The sequence below is a fragment of the Campylobacter curvus genome (assembly GCF_013372125.1).
Classification (GTDB): Bacteria; Campylobacterota; Campylobacteria; order Campylobacterales; family Campylobacteraceae; genus Campylobacter_A; species Campylobacter_A curvus.
Genome location: NZ_CP053826.1, coordinates 1,383,612 through 1,406,254, shown reverse-complemented (window position 1 = coordinate 1,406,254; position 22,643 = coordinate 1,383,612). Strand labels below are relative to the sequence as shown.

The window sequence follows — 22,643 nt, the reverse complement described above, 5'->3', positions numbered from 1 at the left end:
CACGAGGTAGATGCAATGTTAAATAGCTTATACTCAGGAAATCGTCTTAGAGTTGATTTCTCTAATGTCGTCAAAGAGATAGATGTTCCTAACCTACTACAATTACAAAAAAAGAGCTTCGATAATTTCTTAAATTTAGACAATACCCAGTCTGAAAGCGGGATTGAAAAAGTTTTTAAATCGATTTTTCCTATACACGATCCGCAAAATCGCCTAAGTTTGGAATATGTGAGCTCAGAGATCGGAAAACCAAAATATACGATAAGAGAATGTATCGAAAGAGGCCTTACGTATTCTGTGAATTTAAAGATGAAAATTCGCCTCATCGTGCATGAAAAAGATGAAAAGACCGGCGAAAAAGTCGGCGTAAAAGATATAAAAGAGCAAGAGATTTTTATACGTGAAATTCCTCTAATGACCGATAGAATTTCATTTATCATAAACGGTGTAGAGCGTGTGGTGGTAAATCAGCTTCACAGAAGTCCGGGCGTTATTTTCAAACAAGAGGAGAGCGCAACAGTCGCAAACAAGCTCATCTACACCGCTCAGATCATACCCGATAGAGGAAGCTGGTTATATTTTGAATACGACACGAAAGATGTATTATATGTCAGGATAAATAAGCGCAGGAAAGTGCCAGTAACTATACTCTTTAGGGCGCTCGGATATAAAAAACAAGATATTATAAAGCTATTTTATCCTATCCAAACACTAAGTATAAAAAACAATAAATTTTTAACCCCTTTTAGCCCGGATGATTATCTTGGCAGGATAGACTACGATATAAAAGACGAAGAAGGCAACGTCCTTCATCAAGCAGGAAAGCGCCTTACGAAGAAAAAGGCAGACAAGCTCATAGAAGACGGCGTTAAATGGGTCGAATACCCTACCGAGGTTTTGGTAAGCCGTTATTTGGCTAGCCCGGTCATCAACAAAGAAAGCGGTGAGGTATTATACGATACCCTTTCTCAGCTTGATGAAAATAAACTCGTCAAAATTCTAAGCGAGCAAGATAGTATCGAGATAATAAACAACTCCGCTTCAGGCGTTGATGACGCGATCATAAATTCATTCATAGCCGATAACGAGATGCTTAAAATTTTAAGGCAAACAGAGGGTGTAGACGATGAGAACGATCTTTCTGCGATCAGAATTTACAAGGTAATGAGGCCGGGCGAACCTGTCGTCAAAGAGGCTGCTAAGACCTTTGTAAACGACATATTCTTTAATCCTGAAAGATACGACCTTACGAAAGTCGGTCGTATGAAGATGAATCACAAGCTAGCCCTTGACGTGCCTGAGTATGTCACCGTTTTAACTAGCGAAGACATCATAAAGACTGCGAAATATCTCATAAAGGTCAAAAACGGACAGGGTCATATAGACGACAGGGATCACTTGGGCAACAGGCGTATCCGCTCTATAGGCGAGCTTTTAGCGAACGAGCTTCATCTTGGCTTCGTCAAAATGCAAAAAGCGATCCGTGATAAATTTACAAGCCTAAGCAACAACACAGAGGAGATCATGCCTTATGACCTCATAAATCCAAAAATGATCACCGCAACGATAATGGAATTTTTCACCAGCGGCCAGCTCAGTCAGTTTATGGATCAGACCAACCCTCTTAGCGAGGTCACACATAAACGTCGTTTGTCAGCTCTTGGAGAGGGCGGCTTGGTAAAAGAGCGTGCGGGCTTTGAGGTGCGTGACGTTCACCCGACTCACTACGGTAGAATTTGCCCTGTCGAGACACCGGAAGGTCAAAACATCGGCCTTATAAACACACTTTCTACATACGCGAAGGTAAATGACCTTGGTTTCGTCGAAGCTCCTTATAAAAAAGTCGTCGATGGCAAAGTGATCGACGAGATCGTTTATCTGACGGCTACTCAAGAGGAGGGCAACGTTATCGCTCCAGCCTCTACCAAGCTTGATGAAAACGGCTACATCGTAGAGGATCTCATCGAGGTCAGACGCGAGGGCGAGATGATGCTTGCGCGCCGAGAGGATGTCACTTTGATAGATTTGTGCTCTGGTATGATAGCCGGTGTCGCAGCTTCGCTTATCCCATTTTTGGAGCATGATGATGCGAACCGTGCATTGATGGGCTCAAACATGCAGCGCCAAGCAGTGCCGCTTCTTCGCTCTACCGCCCCTATCGTGGGAACGGGTATGGAAAGCGTCATAGCTCGTGATGCGTGGGAGAGTATAAAAGCACGCCGCGGCGGTATAGTCGAAAAAGTGGATAACAAAAATATCTTTATCTTGGGTGAGGACGAAGCCGGTCCTTATATCGATCACTACTCTCTTGAGAAAAATTTAAGGACCAATCAAAATACTACATTTTCTCAACACCCTATCGTCAAAAAGGGTGACGAGATAAAAGAGGATCAGATAATAGCTGACGGTCCTAGCATGGAAAAGGGCGAGCTTGCTATCGGTAAGAACGCCCTTATCGCGTTTATGCCATGGAACGGCTATAACTACGAGGACGCGATCGTCATCAGTGAAAAGATGATCCGCGAGGATGCATTCACTAGCGTTCATATTTATGAAAAAGAGATCGAGGCTCGCGAACTAAAAGACGGTGTAGAGGAGATCACTAAAGACATCCCTAATATCAAAGAAGAAGATCTGCTTCATCTTGATGAAAGCGGTATCGTAAAGATAGGCACGCAGATAAAGCCCGGTATGATATTAGTCGGTAAAGTCTCTCCAAAAGGCGAAGTGAAGCCGACCCCAGAGGAGCGCTTGCTACGCGCGATATTTGGTGAGAAAGCCGGTCATGTGGTAAATAAATCGCTTTACGCTTCGGCCTCTATGGAAGGTGTCGTCGTAGATGTCAAAATTTTTACCAAAAAGGGCCACGAAAAAGACAGCAGAACGCATAAAGCCTACGAGGAAGAGAAGGCTCTTTTGGAAAAAGAACACCACGACAGGCTATTGATGCTAGATAGAGAGGAGATGCTAAAGGTCACTTCGCTACTATCTAAGAGCCAGCTTACCAGCGAGCAGTCTATCAACAAAAAGACATATAAGAAGGGCTCGAAAATCAACAAAGCCGATCTTGAAAACATCAACCGCTTCACGCTAAATTCCATCGTAAAGGGCTTTTCAAAAGAGGTTCAGAAAAAATATGACGAGCTTAAAAATTATTTCCAAAACGAGAAGAAAAAGCTAAAAGAGGAGCATGACTCCAAGATTGAAATTTTAGAAAAAGACGATATCTTGCCAAGTGGCGTGGTCAAACTGGTCAAGGTCTATATCGCCACTAAGCGCAAGCTAAAAGTAGGCGATAAGATGGCCGGTCGCCACGGCAACAAAGGTATCGTCTCAAATATCGTGCCAGAAGTCGATATGCCATATCTTCCAAGCGGTCAGATCGTTGATATCGTGCTAAACCCTCTTGGCGTTCCTAGTCGTATGAATATCGGTCAAATTTTGGAGTCTCACCTAGGCCTTGTGGGATATCGCTTGGGCGAGCAGATAAATGAAATTTTTGAAACCAAAAAAGGCGAGTGGCTAAAAGAGCTAAGGGCCAAGATGATAGAGATCGCAAGCGTTTCAAAGCTTATGAACGCTAAAAATGCACTTGGCAAGATGAGCGATGAGAAGCTGCTTGAATACGCAAAGGATTGGAGCAACGGCGTTAGATTTGCCACTCCTATTTTTGAGGGCGTCAAAGCCGATGAATTCGTCAAATTATTTGAGATGGCAAAGATCGATAGTGACGGCAAGACCGAGCTTTACGACGGACGAACGGGCTCGAAAATTCGCGAACGCGTCAATGTGGGCTGCATGTATATGCTAAAACTCCACCACTTAGTCGATGAGAAAGTCCACGCAAGAAGTACGGGACCATACAGCCTAGTTACTCAGCAACCAGTCGGCGGCAAGGCACTATTTGGCGGTCAAAGATTTGGAGAGATGGAGGTTTGGGCGCTTGAGGCTTATGGCGCAGCGCATACGCTTAGAGAGATGCTGACTGTCAAATCAGACGATGTAGACGGCCGCTTGTCCGCCTATAAGGCGTTGACACGTGGAGAAAACGTGCCGGAGACTGGCATCCCTGAGACTTTCTTTGTTCTGACCAACGAGCTAAAGTCGCTAGCTCTTGATGTAGAAGTATATGATGAGGACGAGACAAATGAAAATGAATAATTTAAAACCAGTTGAGATAAAAGAGGAGCATAGACCGCGCGATTTTGAGGCTTTTCAGCTTCGTTTGGCAAGTCCTGAAAAGATAAAATCATGGAGCTATGGCGAGGTCAAAAAGCCTGAGACTATCAACTATCGCACGTTAAAGCCTGAGCGTGACGGCCTGTTTTGCGCTAAAATTTTCGGACCTATCCGCGACTACGAGTGCCTTTGCGGAAAATATAAAAAGATGCGCTACAAAGGTATCAAATGCGAAAAATGCGGCGTCGAGGTGACAAGCTCGAAAGTCCGCCGCTCACGCATGGGGCACATCGAGCTAGTGACTCCGGTCGCGCACATCTGGTATGTAAATTCACTCCCAAGCCGCATCGGAACACTACTTGGCATAAAGATGAAAGATCTTGAGCGCGTGCTTTACTACGAGGCGTATATCGTCGAAAACCCTGGCGAAGCCTTTTATGATAATGAAAATTCTAAGAAAGTCGAAAAATACGATGTTTTAAACGAGGAGCAGTATCAATCCTTGGCCGCTCGTTATGAGGACAGCGGTTTTGCGGCTAGAATGGGTGGCGAAGTCATCCATGATATGCTAGCAGAGCTTGATCTGACTGAAATTTTAGAGCAGCTAAAGCTTGAAGTCGAGTCTACAAATTCCGATGCAAAGAAAAAAGTGATAGTAAAACGCTTGAAAGTTATCGAGAGCTTTTTAAATTCAGGCAACCGTCCGGAGTGGATGATGATCACGAATTTGCCTGTTTTACCACCTGATCTTAGGCCGTTAGTCAGCCTTGACGGCGGTAAATTCGCAGTTTCAGACGTGAACGATCTTTATCGCCGTGTCATAAACAGAAACAGCCGTCTAAAGCGCCTACTGGAGCTTGATGCGCCGGAGATCATCATAAGAAACGAAAAAAGGATGCTTCAAGAGGCGGTCGATGCGCTATTTGACAACGGTCGTCGTGCAAATGCCGTAAAGGGCGCAAACAAACGCCCTCTTAAATCCCTAAGCGAGATCATCAAAGGAAAACAAGGTCGCTTCCGTCAGAATTTGCTAGGAAAGCGCGTGGACTTCTCTGGACGTTCTGTCATAGTCGTCGGACCAAAGCTAAGAATGGATCAATGCGGTCTGCCTAAGAAAATGGCGCTAGAGCTGTTTAAGCCGCATTTGCTGGCTCGCCTTGAGGAAAAAGGCTATGCAACGACAGTAAAACAAGCTAAAAAAATGATAGAAGATAAGACCAATGAGGTCTGGGAGTGCCTGGAGGAGGTCGTTAAAGATCATCCTGTCATGCTAAACCGCGCTCCGACACTTCACAAGCTCTCTATCCAGGCGTTTCACCCGGTGCTTGTCGAGGGCAAGGCTATCCAGCTTCACCCGCTAGTTTGTGCCGCTTTCAATGCCGACTTTGACGGCGATCAAATGGCGGTGCATGTCCCGTTAAGCCAAGAGGCGATCGCAGAGTGCAAAATTTTGATGCTAAGCTCGATGAATATCTTGCTTCCTGCAAGCGGCAAAGCGATAACCGTTCCTAGCCAAGATATGGTCCTTGGAATTTATTATCTAAGTCTTGAGCGAAACGACGAGAAGGGCGCAAATAAAATTTTCTCTAGCGTCGATGAGGTCATGATAGCCGAGGAGGCCAATACCCTTGGTCTGCACGCAAAGATCAAGACGATGGTCGATGGCAAGACTATGTTCACCACGGCAGGTCGCTTGATACTTCGCGCGATATTGCCTGATTTTGTTCCGGATAACATGTGGAACAAGATAATGAAGAAAAAAGATATCGCGAATTTAGTCGATTATGTCTATCGCAACGGCGGACTGGAGGTCACGGCTGATTTTCTTGATAAGCTTAAGAATTTAGGCTTTAGATACGCTACAAAGGCTGGAATTTCAATATCTATCGCAGACATCATCGTGCCGGAGAGCAAGCAAAAGCACATCGACGAGGCAAAGAAAAAGGTCCGCGAAATTCAGCGCCAATACGGAGCCGGTTTACTGACCGACTCTGAGAGATATAATAAGATCGTCGATATTTGGACCGATACGAACAACACCGTCGCAGGCGAGATGATGAAGCTTATCCAAAACGATAAGGGAGGTTTCAACTCTATTTACATGATGGCGGACTCGGGAGCGAGAGGCTCTGCGGCACAGATCCGCCAGCTTGCCGGTATGCGCGGACTGATGGCAAAACCTGACGGCTCTATCATCGAAACGCCTATCACTTCAAATTTCCGCGAGGGTCTAAATATGATGGAGTACTTCATCTCGACCCATGGCGCTAGAAAAGGTCTAGCTGATACCGCTCTTAAAACGGCAAATGCCGGTTATTTAACAAGAAAGCTCATCGACGTGGCGCAAAATGTGAAGGTCACTATGCATGACTGCGGTACTCACGAGGGCGTCGAGATAACCGACATCACCGAAAACGGCGAGCTAATCGAGAGCCTGGAAGAGCGCGTTTTAGGACGTGTTTTGGCAGATGATGTCATCGATCCGATAACAAATGAAATTTTATTCTCCGAAGGCACACTGCTTGACGAGGAAAAGGCAAAGACCATCAGCGAAGCGGGCATAAAATCAGTAAGCATAAGAACGCCTATCACATGCAAAGCGCCAAAAGGCGTCTGCGCTAAATGCTACGGTATAAATTTGGGCGAAGGTAAGCTCGTAAAACCCGGCGAGGCTGTGGGCATCATTTCGGCTCAATCTATCGGCGAGCCTGGAACTCAGCTAACGCTTAGGACTTTCCACATCGGAGGAACGGCCTCTACCGAGCAGCAAGACCGTCAAGTCATAGCCCAAAAAGAGGGCTTCATAAGGTATTATAACCTTAACACTTACGAAAATAACGGCAAAAGGATCGTTGCAAACAGGCGAAGCGCTGCCGTATTGCTGGTCGAGCCAAAGATAAAATCTACGATCGACGGTAAAATAGAGATAGAATTTGCCCACGAAGACGTAAATATCACGATCAAAGGCAAAAAAGAAGAGGACAAATATACGATAAGAAGAAACGATCTGGCTAAGCCAAACGAGCTTGCGGGCGTAAGCGGCAAGATCGAAGGAAAGATGTATATACCATACTCAAGCGGCGATAAAGTAGCTGCGAACGAGAGTATCGTAGAGATCATCAAAGAGGGCTGGAACGTGCCTAATCGTATCCCGTTTGCCAGCGAGCTTAAGATCGCCGACGGCGAGCCTGTGACGCAGAAAATTTTGGCTGATGCGAGCGGAGTGATAAAATTCTTTATCTTAAACGGTGATTATTTGGATCGTTTAAAAGATATCAAAAAGGGACACAAGGTCACAGAAAAAGGCCTATTTGTCGTAGTTTCCGACAAAGACGGTCGTGAGGCGGTCCGCCACTATATACCAAGAAATTCTATCATCCAGCTTTCCGATAATGAAAACGTGGAGGCAAAAAGCGTCATCGCGCTTCCTGAAAATAGCGATAAACTCGTTATTGCAGAGTGGGACCCTTATTCTACTCCGACTATCGCCGAGGAGGCGGGCGTGGTCTCTTACGAGGATATCGAGCCTGGATATTCCGCCGCCGAGCAGTTTGACGAGGCGACAGGACAAAGTCGTCTTGTCATCAACGAGTACTTGCCAAGCGGAGTCAAGCCAACCATAGTCGTTGCGACTAAAAATGGCGGTATGATAAAATATCAACTCGATCCAAAGACTGCGATATTCGTAGCTGACGGTGCCGAGGTCGCTCAGGCCGATGTGCTGGCCAGGACGCCAAAGGCGGTCGCAAAATCAAAAGATATCACCGGCGGTCTTCCGCGTGTTAGTGAGCTATTTGAGGCTAGACGTCCGAAAAATACGGCTATCGTTGCCGAGATCGACGGCGTAGTTAGATTTGACAAACCGCTTCGCTCTAAAGAGCGCATCATCATCGAGGCCGAAGACGGCGCTACTGCCGAATACTTGATCGATAAGACGCGTCAAATTCAAGTCAGAAACGGCGAATTCGTCCATGCGGGCGAAAAGCTTACCGATGGCTTGATATCAAGCCACGATATCTTGAGGATCTTGGGCGAAAAGGCGCTACATTACTATCTGATAAGCGAAATTCAGCAAGTTTATCGCCGACAAGGTGTCGCGATCGCAGATAAGCACATCGAGATCATCGTCTCTCAAATGCTTCGACAAGTCAAGATCGTGGATAGCGGAAATACAAATTTCATCGTCGGCGATATGGTCTCAAGAAATAAATTTAAAGAGGAAAACGAGCGCATAATGAAAATGGGCGGAGAGCCGGCGATAGCCGAGCCGATCCTCCTTGGCGTCACGCGTGCGGCTATCGGAAGCGATAGTGTCATCTCGGCCGCATCTTTCCAAGAGACGACAAAGGTCCTCACGGAGGCATCGATCGCAGCGAAATTTGACTATCTTGAAGATCTAAAAGAAAACGTCATCTTGGGTCGCATGATACCAGTGGGCACCGGTCTTTATAAAGATAAAAAGATAAAAATCAAACAAATTTGACGCAAGAGCCTCGTTTTGAGGCTCTTTATTATTTACTTTCTTCTTATACAATCCTATTAAATTTAATATCCAAAAGGAATATCGATGAAAAATCAAGATTTAGGACTGCTTTTCGTGAGGCTTGGCCTTGGAATTTGCCTATTCATGCACGGCTTTGCAAAGCTTACAGGTGGTATCAGCTTTATAAAATCGATGGTAGCTTCAGCCGGGATGCCGGAATTTTTCGCTTATGGCGTTTATATCACCGAGGTTTTAGCTCCGCTTATGCTGATTATCGGGTTTTATTCGAGAGTCGCCGCAGCTATAATCGCTGCAAATGCACTGTTTATAGTTTATCTTGCGCATCCAAATTTTTTAGCCCTTACCGGACACGGAGGCTTTGAGGCTGAAATTTTATATCTTTATATGGCTATGGCTCTTTGCACGATCTTTTGTGGAAGCGGCAAATATGCCATCAAGGCGGACTGAAATTTAGCTTTTGTTACATTTTTCTAATCAAACATAAAAATTTTATTTTTAATATTAAATTTTTATAATATTTTAAGCCTTTAGAATATAGATTTTTAATAAATCTAAATTTAAGGAGGCTGTCATGTCTGGCGAAAAGTTGAAACCGACGTTCTTGCAAAGCGTTACGCCGGTTTTGGTCATGATTTTCGGACTTGCTTTGGGAGTGGGCTACTACAAGCTCAAAGTCGAACCTATCATTTTGACCTCGGCGCTCGTTGCCGGGCTCATCGCTTGGCGGCTTGGCTACTCCTACAAAGAGCTTGAAGCGGGTATAATCGATAAAATTTCAAGCTCGCTTCCGGCACTCATGATACTTTGGGTCGTGGGTCTACTTATCGGCTCGTGGATGTTTTCCGGTACTATACCGATGATCATCTACTACGGCGTCGGGATCATCAGCCCAAAATACCTCGTCGTTACCGCCTTTTTGATATGCGCCATCCTCTCGACCGTCACCGGTACGTCCTGGGGGTCGGCCGGCACGGTGGGCGTGGCCGTAATGGGTATCGCTCAAGGCCTTAATGTGGATCTGGCCGCGACTGCAGGAGCTGTCGTAGCAGGAGCTTATTTTGGTGACAAACTCTCTCCACTTTCAGACACTACAAATTTAGCCCCGATAGCCGCAGGCTCGGAGCTTTATGAGCATATCAGGCATATGCTTTACACGACCGTGCCGGCTACTATCGTAGCGATCGTTGTTTATCTTTTTATAGGCTCGGGCGCAGCGAGCGGTAGTGATGTCTCGGCATCGATACTGTCGCTTCAGACCGAGCTTGATAGAGTTTTTGACTTTCACGTTATCCTTTTGCTGCCGGCGATTTTAGTCCTAGCGGGCTCTTTTTTAAAATGGCCGACCATACCAGTGATGCTCATATCGTCTTTTATGGCTGTATTGTTTGGCGTATTTTTACAGGGCTTTAGCCTCAAAAACGGTCTGATATCCGTGATGAGCGGCTTTAATCTAAACATGAGCGGGCTTGATGGTGAATTTTCAAAAGATATGATGAAGCTTTTAAACAGAGGCGGTGTGAGCTCGGTAAATGCCACGACCATCCTCGTCATCTGTGCTATGGGCTTTGCCGGGATTTTGTCCGTTACCGGTATGCTAAGCGTCGTGCTTCACACGATAATGTCAAAGGTCAGATCGCAAGCTGGCGTCATCATCTCGACCATATCGTCTTGTTTGACGGTCGCATTTGTGACCGGTAGCTCGTATCTGTCGATCTTGGTGCCTGGCGAGATGTTTAAGGACTTTTATAAAGAAAAGGGACTGGCGGCTAAGAATTTATCCAGAACTCTCGAGGACTCCGGTACCGTCGTCGTTCCGCTCATACCATGGTCGGCGGCCGGAGCTTATATGACGGCTACGCTTGGTGTCGCAACGGTGGAATATCTGCCTTGGGCGGTCATGAACTATATGGGTATAGTTTTTGCCGTGATCCTAGCTATCACGGGCATCGGCATAGCGCCGCTAAAAGATAAAAAGGAGGAGTGATGTTGCTCATAAAAAACGCTCAAATTTTCTCTCCTAAATTTATAGGACGTAAAGATATTTTCATCTGTAACGGCAAGATCGTCTGCATAGATGAAAATTTAAACCCGAATTTGCCAAATTTAAAAGTGATCGAGGCTTCAAAATTTATAGCTACGCCGGGGCTCATCGACAAGCACGTTCATATCACGGGCGGTGGCGGTGAAGGCGGCTTTAAAACCAGGGTGCCCGAGATAATGCTCTCAAAATTTATAGAGGCTGGCATCACGACTGCGGTGGGGCTTTTGGGCACCGATAGTGCGACTAGAAGCGTAGAAAATTTAGTCGCAAAGGCGAATGCACTAAATGACGAAGGCATCACCTGCTACGCTCACACCGGCGCATATAACGTGCAAACCCCGACTATCACGGGCGATATACAAAAAGACATCGTATTTGTAGATAAGATCATAGGCATAAAGCTAGCCATCAGCGATCACCGCTCCTCGTCCGTCAGCAAAAACGAGCTGGCCCGCATCGTCTCGGCCGGTAGGGTCGCTGGGATGATCAGCTCCAAATCAGGCCACACTACGCTTCATATGGGTGACGGTAAAAAGGGGCTCGGGCTAGTTTATGAGGCGTTAGAAGAATTTGACATCCCTATTACGTTTTTTCAGCCTACGCATGTAAATAGAAATGAAAATTTATTTAATGAGGCCGTTAAATTTCTAAAGGACGGCGGATATATCGATCTTACCTGCAAAAATCATCTAAGCCCGCTGGAAGCGATCAAGCGTATAAAATCCCAGGGCTTAAGCACCGATAGAATAACCGTCAGCTCCGATGGATACGGTAGCTTTTCCAGCTATGACGCTGATGGGAAGCTACTTGAGATTGGCGTTGCCAGCGTGAGAGCTTTGTTTGAAGAATTTTTAAGCTTAGTAAATGACGGTTTTAGCTTGGAGGAGGCTTTGGCGTTTTTTACTACAAATGTTGCAAATTCTATCGCTATCGCCGATAAAAAGGGCAAAATTTCAAGCGGATATGATGCTGATTTGCTACTTTTTGACGAAAATTTAGGGCTTAAATATGTCATCGCGAAAGGCGAAATTTTAAAAGATGAGAACGGCTTTATCAAAAAAGGAACGTATGAGTAGGTAGTTTTAATAAATACGAGTAAAATTTGCAAAGCGCTTGGTAAAGCGAAACGGCCTTTGTGTTTTACTATTTTAAAATTTGATTAATCATTATTTAAGCCGTTTTTAAATATTATTAGGTCTTTTTAATAAATTTAGTCGAAAGGAATTACTGTGCCAACCATAAATCAATTGGTCAGAAAAGAGCGCAAGAAAGTGACCGTGAAGTCCAAATCTCCAGCGCTAAAAGAGTGCCCTCAAAGAAGAGGAGTTTGCACTAGGGTCTATACTACGACTCCTAAAAAACCAAACTCAGCTTTGAGGAAAGTTGCCAAAGTCAGGCTAACGAGCGGTTTTGAAGTCATCAGCTACATCGGCGGTGAGGGTCACAACCTGCAAGAACATAGCATCGTGCTAGTACGTGGCGGTCGTGTCAAGGACTTGCCGGGTGTTAAATACCACATAGTTCGCGGTGCGTTAGATACTGCAGGTGTCGCAAAAAGAACTGTCGCGCGTTCAAAATACGGCGCAAAACGCCCTAAAGCAGGCGCTGCTGCAGCTGCTAAAAAGTAAAATTTAGGTTCGCAGACGTTGCGTAGATTTGCAAACGTTTGAGTAAAATTTATAAAATTTGAAGGAAAAATCAAAATGAGAAGAAGAAAAGCCCCTGTAAGGGAAGTCTTACCTGATCCGATTTACGGAAACAAAGTAATCACTAAATTTATTAACTCTTTGATGTATGACGGCAAAAAAAGCGTCGCTACGGAGATCATGTATGGAGCGCTTAAAGCTATCGAGAAAAAAGGCGGCGATGTTAAAGGCATAGATGTTTTTAACGATGCTATCGAAAACGTAAAACCTATCCTAGAGGTAAAATCACGCCGTGTAGGCGGTGCGACGTATCAAGTCCCTGTGGAGGTTCGTCCTGTCCGCCAACAAGCGCTTGCGATCCGCTGGCTGATCACTTACGCTAGAAAAAGAAGTGAAAGAACCATGATAGACAAGCTGGCAAACGAGCTTCTTGATGCCGCAAATTCAAAAGGCGCATCTTTCAAGAAAAAAGAGGATACCTACAAAATGGCAGAGGCTAATAAAGCGTTTGCTCATTACCGCTGGTAAGAAAGGCACAATATGGCAGATAGAAAAACACCATTACATATGGTCAGAAACATCGGTATCGCAGCTCATATCGATGCAGGAAAAACTACCACGAGCGAGAGAATTTTATTTTTTACCGGTATGAGCCATAAGATCGGCGAGGTGCATGACGGTGCAGCCACGATGGACTGGATGGAACAAGAAAAAGAGCGTGGCATCACGATAACTTCGGCTGCGACGACTTGTTTTTGGAAACAGCATCAAATAAACCTGATCGATACTCCGGGCCACGTCGACTTCACTATCGAAGTTGAGCGTTCTATGCGTGTTCTTGACGGCGCAGTCGCGGTATTTTGCTCGGTCGGCGGCGTCCAACCTCAAAGTGAGACCGTTTGGAGGCAAGCGAACAAATATCACGTTCCAAGGATCGTTTTTGTAAATAAAATGGACAGGATCGGTGCAAATTTTTATAATGTCGAAAGCCAAATCAGAAACCGTTTAAAAGCAAATCCTGTGCCTATTCAAATTCCGATCGGTGCAGAGGATGATTTTAAGGGTGTTATCGACCTTGTGAGGATGAAAGCTTATGTTTGGGAAGATGATAAAAAACCGACTGACTATGTAGAAAAAGAAATCCCGGCCGAGCTTTTGGAAAAGGCGCAAGAGTATCGTGCGAAGCTCATAGAGGCCGTATCTGAAACAGACGATAGCTTGATGGAGAAATTTTTCAGCGGCGAAGAGCTAAGCGAAGAAGAGATCAAAAAAGGCATAAAAGCCGGTTGCTTAAGAATGAGCATAATACCTATGCTTTGCGGAACAGCTTTTAAAAATAAAGGCATCCAACCGCTTTTAAATGCCGTTGTGGACTATCTACCGGCTCCGGACGAGATCGAGGCTATAAAAGGCGTTTATGAGGACGGCACGGAAGTTACCGTCGAGTCTACCGATGATGGCGAATTTGCTGCGCTTGCATTTAAGATCATGACCGACCCGTTTGTGGGACAGCTGACATTTATCCGTGTTTATCGCGGAAGTCTTGAAAGCGGTAGCTACGCTTACAATACCGTTCAAGATAGCAAAGAAAGGATCGGACGACTCCTTAAAATGCACTCAAACAAACGTGAGGAAATTTCAGTCCTTCATGCCGGTGAGATCGGCGCTGTCGTAGGCCTAAAAAATACCTTGACCGGCGATACTCTCGCAAGCGAGAAAGATAAAGTCATCCTTGAAAAAATGGACTTCCCTGAGCCTGTCATCTCAGTCGCCGTTGAGCCAAAGACAAAAGCTGATCAAGAGAAAATGGCGATAGCACTTCAAAAGCTAGCTCAAGAGGATCCAAGCTTTAGAGTAAATACCGATGAAGAGAGCGGTCAGACTATTATTTCGGGCATGGGAGAGCTTCACTTGGAGATCATCGTCGATCGTATGCTTCGTGAATTTAAAGTCGACGCAGAAGTAGGTCAGCCGCAAGTTGCCTACCGCGAGACTATCCGCAAACCAGTCGAACAAGAGTATAAATATGCTAAGCAATCAGGTGGTCGCGGTCAATACGGGCACGTATTCTTACGTATCGAGCCGCTTGAGCCAGCTAGCGGATTTGAATTCGTCAATGATATCAAAGGTGGCGTCGTTCCAAAAGAATACATACCTGCCGTTGAGAAAGGTTGCCGCGAAGCGCTTCAAAATGGTGTGTTGGCCGGCTATCCGGTAGAAGATGTAAAAGTCACTCTATACGACGGAAGTTACCACGAGGTGGATAGCTCTGAAATGGCGTTCAAGCTTGCCGCTTCTATGGGCTTTAAAGAGGGTGCCAGAAAGGCAAATCCGGTCATCCTTGAGCCTATGATGAAGGTCGAGGTCGAAACTCCTGAAGAGTATATGGGCGATGTCATCGGCGATCTTAATAAACGCCGCGGTCAAGTTAGCTCGATGGATGAGCGCAACGGTAGCAAGATCATCACGGCTTTCTGCCCTCTAGCTCAGATGTTTGGCTACTCGACAGATCTTCGCTCAGGCACTCAAGGTCGTGCGACTTACTCTATGGAATTTGATCATTATGAAGAAGTTCCAAAGAATGTAAGCGAAGAGATCATTAAAAAGAGAAACGGCTAAAAGCTAAATTTATGCAGGTTTGTCTTTGGGCAAACCTGCATAAAATTCTAAATTAATTTGTCCTCATAGCTCAGCTGGATAGAGCGCAAAATTCCTAATTTTGAGGCCGTGAGTTCGAATCTCGCTGGGGACACCACTTATAAAAACTACTATCTTATTATGATTCCTATGATTACATAAAATTAAATTAGCTCTGTTTAGACAAAAGAATTCTCATGAACATTTAAGCTGATCAGCTAAGTAAAATTTCATCTTTTAGCCTATTTGACTATACTAAAAAATAACAGATCGATACTCATTAAAAAGCTAAAATTTTTATATTTTTCATAGGCTCTGTTAAAATATTTCATTGATTTTCAGCTTTCAAAGCATGAGAATGCGAACAGCATTCGAGCAAAAACCTTGTGAAGCGACGCTATCGCCGCCGATTTACAGGGAAGCGGTAGCTGACCGCGCAAATCGTGCTATACGTTCGGCGTCTTGCGGAGCGAGCAGGGTTTGCGAAGTAAGCGTCAATAATTTATTGTAATAGAGTCTTTTCATAATTTTAACTAGATAATAAAAAATATTATTTAGTTAAAATTATTTTAAGTAAAATATGCTATAATTTCATCACAAATAAACCACAAGGAGACAAAATGTCAAAAGTTATTTCACAGTTGAATATAATCCAGGCCGATGCAAATGCTCTTTATATCAAATTCCACGATCTTCACTGGAATGTAAAGGGCATTCAGTTTTTCAGCGTGCATGAATATACCGAAAAAGCTTACGAAGATATGAGCGAAATTTTCGATGACACAGCCGAGAGAGCTATCATGCTTGGTGGCAAGCCTGTCATCAAAGCTGAGGAGCTAAACAAACTAACTCACATAAAACACGAACCAAAGGACAGCTACACTCCGAGCGAAGTTTTAGAGATCGTCTTGGCTGATTACAAACACCTATTGGACGAGTTTAAAAAGCTTGATAAGATCGCAGAGGGCGATACTACTACTCAAATGTATGCACAAGATCAGATAGGAAAATATGAAAAAGCTATCTGGATGCTTAGCGCTACACTTGCCAAATGATAACTAGGCGGGCCTCGGCTCGCCCCTTTATAAAATTTGTATTTTGACGATATTCAAGCTAGAAAATTTATAAAGGAGCTATCATGCAGGTAAATACAAACATCAACGCGTATGCTAATCCAAACTCTAAAGAAAATCCGCAAATTTCACAATACAAAAATGCTAAATCCTTGGAGCAAACCGCCTCTAAAATAAGCACAAAAGAGATATCAAATAGTTATTTTTTGCAGTTTCAAGCCCAGTCTCTCTCAGTATCTAGTTCAAATTTCAGCGCTCAAAGCGCGGTCAGCTCACTTTTTGGCGACAGAAGTCAAAATTTTCCGCAAAATTTAGCTGAAATTTTAAAAGGCATCAACTATGACGCCATAGGATATAGCGGCAAATCCATCGACTCGCTTAGTCCGAAAGAGGCTGGCGAGCTAGTCGGAGAGGATAGATTTTTTGGTATCAAGAATACCGCCGACAGGATAGCAAATTTCGTCATCTCGGCAGCAGGTGACGACGCACAAAAGCTTCAGGCCGGGCGAGAGGGGATACTAAAAGGCTTCAAAGATGCCGCAAAGCTTTGGGGTGGCGATCTACCTGAAATTTCACAACGCACTATCGATAGGGCGCTAGAAAGTGTCGATAAAAGGATCGCGGAGCTCGGCGGTAACGTTCTAAACGTATCGGCATAAATTTATTTGGCTACTATGAATGGTAGCCAAATTCTAAAATTCCTCTTTTAATCTTTCGCTTAGGTAGTAAATTCTATTTAACTTAAATTTTAAAGCATTTAAATTTATGAGCTATACTTTTTTAAAAATTTTTTAGGAAAACAAATGTCAAAATTTCATATTTTTACTATGACTTTAGCCGTGTTTGCTCTTACGGGCTGCTCATTTTTTGAGAACCAAGCACCCAAGAAGCAAGCTCCTCGCACGCAACAAAAGCCTGTTAAAAGCGCTATCAAGGGCTTTATAAAAGAGCTTCATTATGAGGATTCGAAGTATTGCTACACTATCATCGCGAGCGATACCAAAAACGCCAAATTGCCTAGTGCTAATTTTTGCTCCACCAGATATTACTACGACAAGGGCGATCTAGTGTATGCGACTTTTATCGGTAAGCAGCTTGAGAGCATGCTTCTTATCCGCGAGGGAAGCTCCAGGGGTTCATTTTCCGGGATCAAAAAACCACAAAATGACGTCGTCATAAAAAAGAAAAATATCAAAACGAATATAGAAATTCCAAAAGAAGAGAAAATAACGTTTTGATTATCCGTTGATTTACTTAGGCCTATTATAATTTCACCAAGCAATCAAAACTAGAACTCCTTTTAAGGGGCTGATGTGTTTCGCCCCTTTCTTTTTATTTCCCCACTTTTAAAACTTGATTTTTCGTCGGTGCTACTTTCTGATTTGATATATGATTTTAGTAAAATTTTGAATTTTTAGCGTTTTTCGGTAAACGATCGGTAACAAATTCGCTAGAATTTAGGATTTTTTAAGCTTAAAATTAAATTTTATGTATTATAATGCCCTTACACAATTTCTTAAAAGGAGAACAAATGAAACTAACAAAGATTAGTTTAGCGGCTTTGGTTGCTTTAGGTGCATTTTCAAGCGTAGCTTCAGCTACTCCACTTGAAGAAGCTATAAAAAATGTAGATCTTTCAGGATTTGCAAGATATAGGTATACAAATACAACAGAAAAAGCTTCTAAGAGCGATAGAAATACAGAGGCAAAACATAACTTTAAAATCGTAACAAATTTTAAAGCTGCGATCGACGATAATTTCTTTGGTGTATTGGGCTTGAGATATAATGCAAGCGATGGTTCTGGCAATCTTGGCACTAGCAATAACACTCCTACAACAGATAAAACAAATACAGACGGAACCTTTGGTGTTCATCAGTTCTATTTAGGATACACTATCGGTGGCACTACTATAACAGCTGGTAAACAAGAGATCGGCTCATTCTTTACAGATGATGAGATAGGTACTGGCGTTAAGGTAGTAAATCAAGATATCGAAGGTTTAACTCTTACAGCTTTTGCATTTGACGCTCTTGAAAATGGTAGTGAAACAGATGGAACGCTTTTTGATAATATAAGAGCTAAAAACCCTTCTACTTATCCTCTTAACGGATATAATGCAGGAAACCTTTATGCTGCAGCAGTTGCAGGCTCTTATGATCCTATAAGTTTTCAACTATGGTATGCCAGCTTGACAGAAGTAGTCGATTTACTAGCTGTTGAAGTAGCTGGAAATTTTGCCGTGACAAATGATGTTTCTATCGGTGCCAAAGCTCAATATGTAAATAGTAATGCGGACTCTGGTTTTAAAGACGCTGCAGCAGCGACTGTTCCATATGATGACGGTAACTTCTATGCAGGTGAGCTTTCTACGTCACTATTTGGTGTAGATTTGGCTGCTGGTTATATCGGATGGAAAGCCAAAGATCATGGTGTAACATCATTTGCCCTAGAGGATAAAGGTCAGTTGATAGCTCCAGGTGAACTATTATTTGGAGATGATGCAGAGCCAACAGATTATACTTTTGCTCAAGGCAAAGGTGATTTCTGGTATGGAACTGCAGGCTATACTTATGACAAATACTTTGCAGGCGTTGATTATATAAATGGTAAAGTTAAATATAAAGACGGCTCAAAAGACAAATATCAAGAGATCGTTCCAAGACTTGCTTATCAATACAACAAAAAGCTTAAATTCAGCTCATTTTACTCTTTCCTAGAGACAAAACATGAAAATGGAAATAAGGATAAAAAAGATAAGTTAAGATTTGAGGCTAAATACTCATTCTAATTTACCCAGCTTAGTTTAATCAACTTATGCTATAATCCCAAGTTGGTATCCCCAGCTTGGGATTTTTAAATTTAGAGCAAAATTTTTAAGGAAACTTATGAAAATTTTTAAAATTTCTTTTTTGGCGTGTCTTTTTGCGGCAAGTGCATTCAGCGCTTCACAAGTGTATTATATAGAGGCCCACGGCGATTTTGGTAAAGAGCTTGCAGAGATGGCGACAAAACAGGCCAATGAAAGAAATGAAAAAATTCAAGTATTTATCGATGAAGATCCGAGAAGATATAAAGACAATAGAATTTTAAAATTTGGTGTCGATAGAAAAGGTAGATATAGTGTCTCACTCGGTAAAGAGCTTTACGAAAAGCAATGTCAAAGCTGTCATGGAGAAAACGCCGAGAAAAGACCTTACGGTTCAGTAGCGCTAAAAGACATGAATGCTAAAGATATCGAAGATAGCATCATTTCATATAGAAGTGACACATCTTTTGGGGGCGATGGCAAACTAATAATGCAAAATCAAGCCAAAATAACTACGAATAACGATCTTGGAGCGATTTTAGCCTATCTAAAAGGCAAAGATGCACTTGCCGATCAAGATGACCAAGCAAATAAGCCTGTTTCCACAGAGAAAAAACAGGGTAGCTATCTAAGATAAATTTTTACATACGCACAAAAAGGAAGCAAGTAATGTTTGGCATAAAATCACTATTTTTTAGCATGACTTCGGCTATCGTTTTGATGATCATATTTGCCGTGGCAAGCGGTGCGGCAACGATAATCGAAAGTAAGACCAACACAGAGCTAGCGTGGGTTTATGTATATGGTGCCGGCTGGTTCGCACTCGTTCAAGTGCTACTTGGTATAAATTTGGCTTACAATATTTTCCATTACAGACTTTTAAACATAAAAAAGCTTCCGTCTTTGCTTTTTCATTTAGGATTTTTGGTTATTTTGGTAGGTGCTGGCATCACGAGGTATTTTGGCTTTGAAGGAAACGTGCATATAAGGGAAAATACCGAAACCAACATAGTAACGACTAAGGGCTCGTATGTAAATTTTGCTGCAGATGTGGACGGTAAGGAAATTTCGGCTTCAGTGCCTAGAGGCGTTGAAAATATAAACAAAGAGGGATTTGACATCGCACTAAAGCTCGCAGATGCGGACGCGAGGCTTAAATTTATCGAGTATATCCCCAAGGCTTCTTATAAATTCGTAGACGATCCGAGTGGCAAACCGGTGATCGAGCTCGTTATATCCGACGAGACAAACAGAGAAGAGTTGTATTTACTAGATGGCGAGGAGGCTTTGGCGGGTGAGATCAGCTTTATTTTCAATGCCAAGCCTCGAGAAGGGCAAAAATATGTATTGTTTGAGCTAAAAGATGGCAAATTCAGCGTGACTTCAAATCAAAAAATCTCAAAATTCTCGATGAGCGATAGCGCAAAAATAGAGCTTGACGCGGGTAGTGTGAATGAGTTTGCCCCTATGAATCTATATAGCGTAAACGGTATAAATTTCACACCGCAGTTTATATCTGCCAGTGCCGCAAGGAAGCTAGTCACGACCCAAGATAGCGAATTTGACGCGATAGTAGCCCAGCTAAGCTATAAAGGCGAAAATAAGGAGATGACATTGTTTTACAACCTCATAGAGCCTGCTCGCGCGACTATCGGTGGGCAAAATTTCATAGCTTCTTGGGGGCCACAGCAGATCAAACTGCCTTTTAGCTTATTTTTAAAAGACTTCGAGCTCAAGCGCTATCCTGGCTCAAATTCTCCTATGAGCTATGCCAGTGATGTCGTCGTAAAAGATAGTGTCAGTCCTAGTTTTGATTATAGGATTTACATGAATCACGTGCTTGACTACGATGGGTATAGGTTTTTCCAAAGCTCATACGACAGAGACGAGAGAGGAACAATACTCTCCGTAAACAAAGACCCAGGCAAAATTCCTACATATATCGGTTATTTTTTACTCGGCCTTGGCTTTTTATTAAACGTCATAAATCCTGGCAGTCGTTTTAGAAAGCTCGCAAATCTCATAGACAACGAAGCGGCTAAAAAGGTAGCGGCATGTATCGCGGCATGTCTTATCGTGTTTGGAGCTAACGAGGCGAAAGCAAGCGACTTTTTGCCTCAGATAAGCCCCGAACACGCCCAAAAGCTCTCAAGACTCCTCGTGCAGAGCCCAGATGGTAGGATAAAGCCTTTTGATACTTTAAGCAAAGAAGTTTTAAACAAAATTCACAGGCAAGATAGCATTGGCTCGCTAAATTCCAACCAGGCCATGCTCTCTATAATGGTGACGCCTGAATTTTGGCGAAGCGAGCCTATCATCGCTCTTGGCTTTAGCAAGGAGCTAAAAAAAGATATAGGCGTAGATGAGAATGCAAAATATGCAAGCTTTAATGACTTTTTCAAGGTCGGCAAAGACGGCGGCAGCGAGTATAAGCTCACGAAATTTGCAGAGATCGCAAATCGCAAACACCCTGGCTCGCGCGGTACTTTTGATAAAGATGTCATCAAGGTCGATGAGCGTTTAAACGTCTTTTATATGATTTTTATAGGTGAAATTTTCAAAATTTTCCCTAAGCAAGACGACCCTTCTAACTCTTGGTATTCGCCAGCGTCTGCGATGATGTATTTCTCACCGGAGGAGGCAAATCTCGTAGTTACCATGATGAAGGATTATTTTACCGCCGTAGACGAGGCTACTAGGACGCAGGACTGGAGTAAGGCCGACGCATCGCTTGATAAAATTTTCGAGTATCAGAAAAAATACGGCTCTGCGATAATGCCTAGTGAGAAAAAGGTAGAGATCGAAATTTTGTTCAATAAATTTAAGATATTTGACCGTTTGATCCCGGTTTATCTGCTCGCAGGTTTGGTGCTTTTGCTATTCGTTTTCGTAAAAATGCTCGCGCCAAAGGTCAAGATAAGCGGCATAGTGAGAGTGGTCTATGGTGTCAATATACTAGCCTTTATCGCCCATACCATAGGGCTTGGGCTAAGATGGTATATAGCCGAGCACGCACCTTGGAGCAACGCATACGAGTCGATGGTCTATATCGCTTGGGCTCTTGGGCTTTCTGGCATAATATTCTCAAAGCGCAGCCCTATCGCGATCGCGCTGACATCGATACTAGCAGGCGTTACGTTATTTGTCGCGCATCTTAGCTGGATGGATCCGCAGATAACCACTCTCGTGCCCGTGCTTCAGAGCTATTGGCTGACGATACATGTATCTGTCATCACGGCGAGCTATGGATTCTTAGGACTTTGTGCGCTTCTTGGAGGATTTACACTCATCCTTATCATAATGCAAAACAAACGCAAGCCAAACCCCGAGATCACGCGTAATATCTTGGAAGCCACGAGAATAAACGAGATGGCGATGATACTTGGACTAAGCCTTCTAACACTTGGAAATTTCCTGGGTGGCGTTTGGGCTAATGAGAGCTGGGGCAGATATTGGGGCTGGGACAGCAAAGAGACTTGGGCTCTTGTTTCGATACTAGTTTATGCGGCGGTGCTTCACATGAGATTTATACCAAAGCTAAACAACCAATACGCATTTGCAGTCGCATCGTTTTTTGCTTATTGGGCGATCTTGATGACATATTTTGGCGTAAATTTCTATCTTGCCGGTATGCACTCTTATGCCGCCGGAGACCCGTTGCCGATACCAGACTTTGTTTGGATAGGTATAGGCATTATGTTTGCGATGACCTTTTTGGCCTTTCCAAAGCGTAAAATTTGCACGAAGCTTTAAA

14 protein-coding genes and 1 tRNA gene are annotated in these 22,643 nt (G+C 43.5%); all 15 read left to right on the top strand.

Annotated elements, in window-relative coordinates; translation table 11 throughout:
• The first annotated feature begins 15 nt into the window (after nt 1-15).
• Entirely contained in the window at nt 16-4,161 is a 4,146-nt protein-coding gene (gene rpoB, locus CCVT_RS06825) for a DNA-directed RNA polymerase subunit beta (protein ID WP_011992907.1), read from the top strand.
• The gene (gene rpoC / locus CCVT_RS06820; protein ID WP_026175429.1) at nt 4,154-8,662 is read left to right on the top strand and encodes a DNA-directed RNA polymerase subunit beta'; all 4,509 of its coding nucleotides are present in this window, start codon (nt 4,154-4,156) and stop codon (nt 8,660-8,662) included. Before rpoB ends, rpoC begins: the two co-directional genes overlap by 8 nt.
• 84 nt (nt 8,663-8,746) lie before the next feature.
• On the top strand, nt 8,747-9,130 hold the full coding sequence (locus tag CCVT_RS06815; protein WP_018136213.1) for a DoxX family protein: 384 nt from the start codon (nt 8,747-8,749) through the stop codon (nt 9,128-9,130).
• Nucleotides 9,131-9,254: 124 nt separating this feature from the next.
• Nucleotides 9,255-10,667, top strand: coding sequence for a Na+/H+ antiporter NhaC (gene nhaC, locus CCVT_RS06810; protein ID WP_018136214.1), 1,413 nt, complete (start codon nt 9,255-9,257; stop codon nt 10,665-10,667).
• The gene (gene iadA / locus CCVT_RS06805; RefSeq protein WP_018136215.1) at nt 10,667-11,800 is read left to right on the top strand and encodes a beta-aspartyl-peptidase; all 1,134 of its coding nucleotides are present in this window, start codon (nt 10,667-10,669) and stop codon (nt 11,798-11,800) included. Before nhaC ends, iadA begins: the two co-directional genes overlap by 1 nt.
• Before the next feature lie 153 nt (nt 11,801-11,953).
• Complete coding sequence (rpsL, locus tag CCVT_RS06800; protein ID WP_011992521.1) at nt 11,954-12,352, top strand: 30S ribosomal protein S12; 399 nt, start codon at nt 11,954-11,956, stop codon at nt 12,350-12,352.
• A 75-nt stretch (nt 12,353-12,427) separates the two neighbouring features.
• Nucleotides 12,428-12,898 carry a 30S ribosomal protein S7 gene (rpsG, locus tag CCVT_RS06795; protein ID WP_009650489.1) on the top strand — a complete coding sequence of 157 codons (471 nt, stop codon included), beginning with the start codon at nt 12,428-12,430 and terminating at the stop codon, nt 12,896-12,898.
• A gap of 12 nt (nt 12,899-12,910) precedes the next feature.
• On the top strand, nt 12,911-14,989 hold the full coding sequence (gene fusA, locus CCVT_RS06790; RefSeq protein ID WP_011992520.1) for an elongation factor G: 2,079 nt from the start codon (nt 12,911-12,913) through the stop codon (nt 14,987-14,989).
• A 59-nt stretch (nt 14,990-15,048) separates the two neighbouring features.
• A tRNA-Arg gene (locus CCVT_RS06785) sits at nt 15,049-15,125 on the top strand.
• Between the two features lie 502 nt (nt 15,126-15,627).
• Nucleotides 15,628-16,062, top strand: coding sequence for a Dps family protein (locus CCVT_RS06780; protein ID WP_018136217.1), 435 nt, complete (start codon nt 15,628-15,630; stop codon nt 16,060-16,062).
• An 83-nt stretch (nt 16,063-16,145) separates the two neighbouring features.
• On the top strand, nt 16,146-16,739 hold the full coding sequence (locus CCVT_RS06775; protein ID WP_018136218.1) for a hypothetical protein: 594 nt from the start codon (nt 16,146-16,148) through the stop codon (nt 16,737-16,739).
• A gap of 144 nt (nt 16,740-16,883) precedes the next feature.
• On the top strand, nt 16,884-17,318 hold the full coding sequence (locus tag CCVT_RS06770) for a hypothetical protein (protein ID WP_018136219.1): 435 nt from the start codon (nt 16,884-16,886) through the stop codon (nt 17,316-17,318).
• Nucleotides 17,319-17,611: 293 nt separating this feature from the next.
• A complete protein-coding gene (locus CCVT_RS06765; RefSeq protein WP_018136220.1) occupies nt 17,612-18,871 on the top strand; it encodes a major outer membrane protein in 1,260 nt (419 codons plus the stop codon).
• Between the two features lie 97 nt (nt 18,872-18,968).
• Entirely contained in the window at nt 18,969-19,526 is a 558-nt protein-coding gene (locus CCVT_RS06760; RefSeq protein WP_018136221.1) for a c-type cytochrome, read from the top strand.
• 32 nt (nt 19,527-19,558) lie between these two features.
• Nucleotides 19,559-22,642 carry a cytochrome c biogenesis protein CcsA gene (gene ccsA / locus CCVT_RS06755; RefSeq protein WP_018136222.1) on the top strand — a complete coding sequence of 1,028 codons (3,084 nt, stop codon included), beginning with the start codon at nt 19,559-19,561 and terminating at the stop codon, nt 22,640-22,642.
• Nucleotide 22,643: the final 1 nt, after the last annotated feature.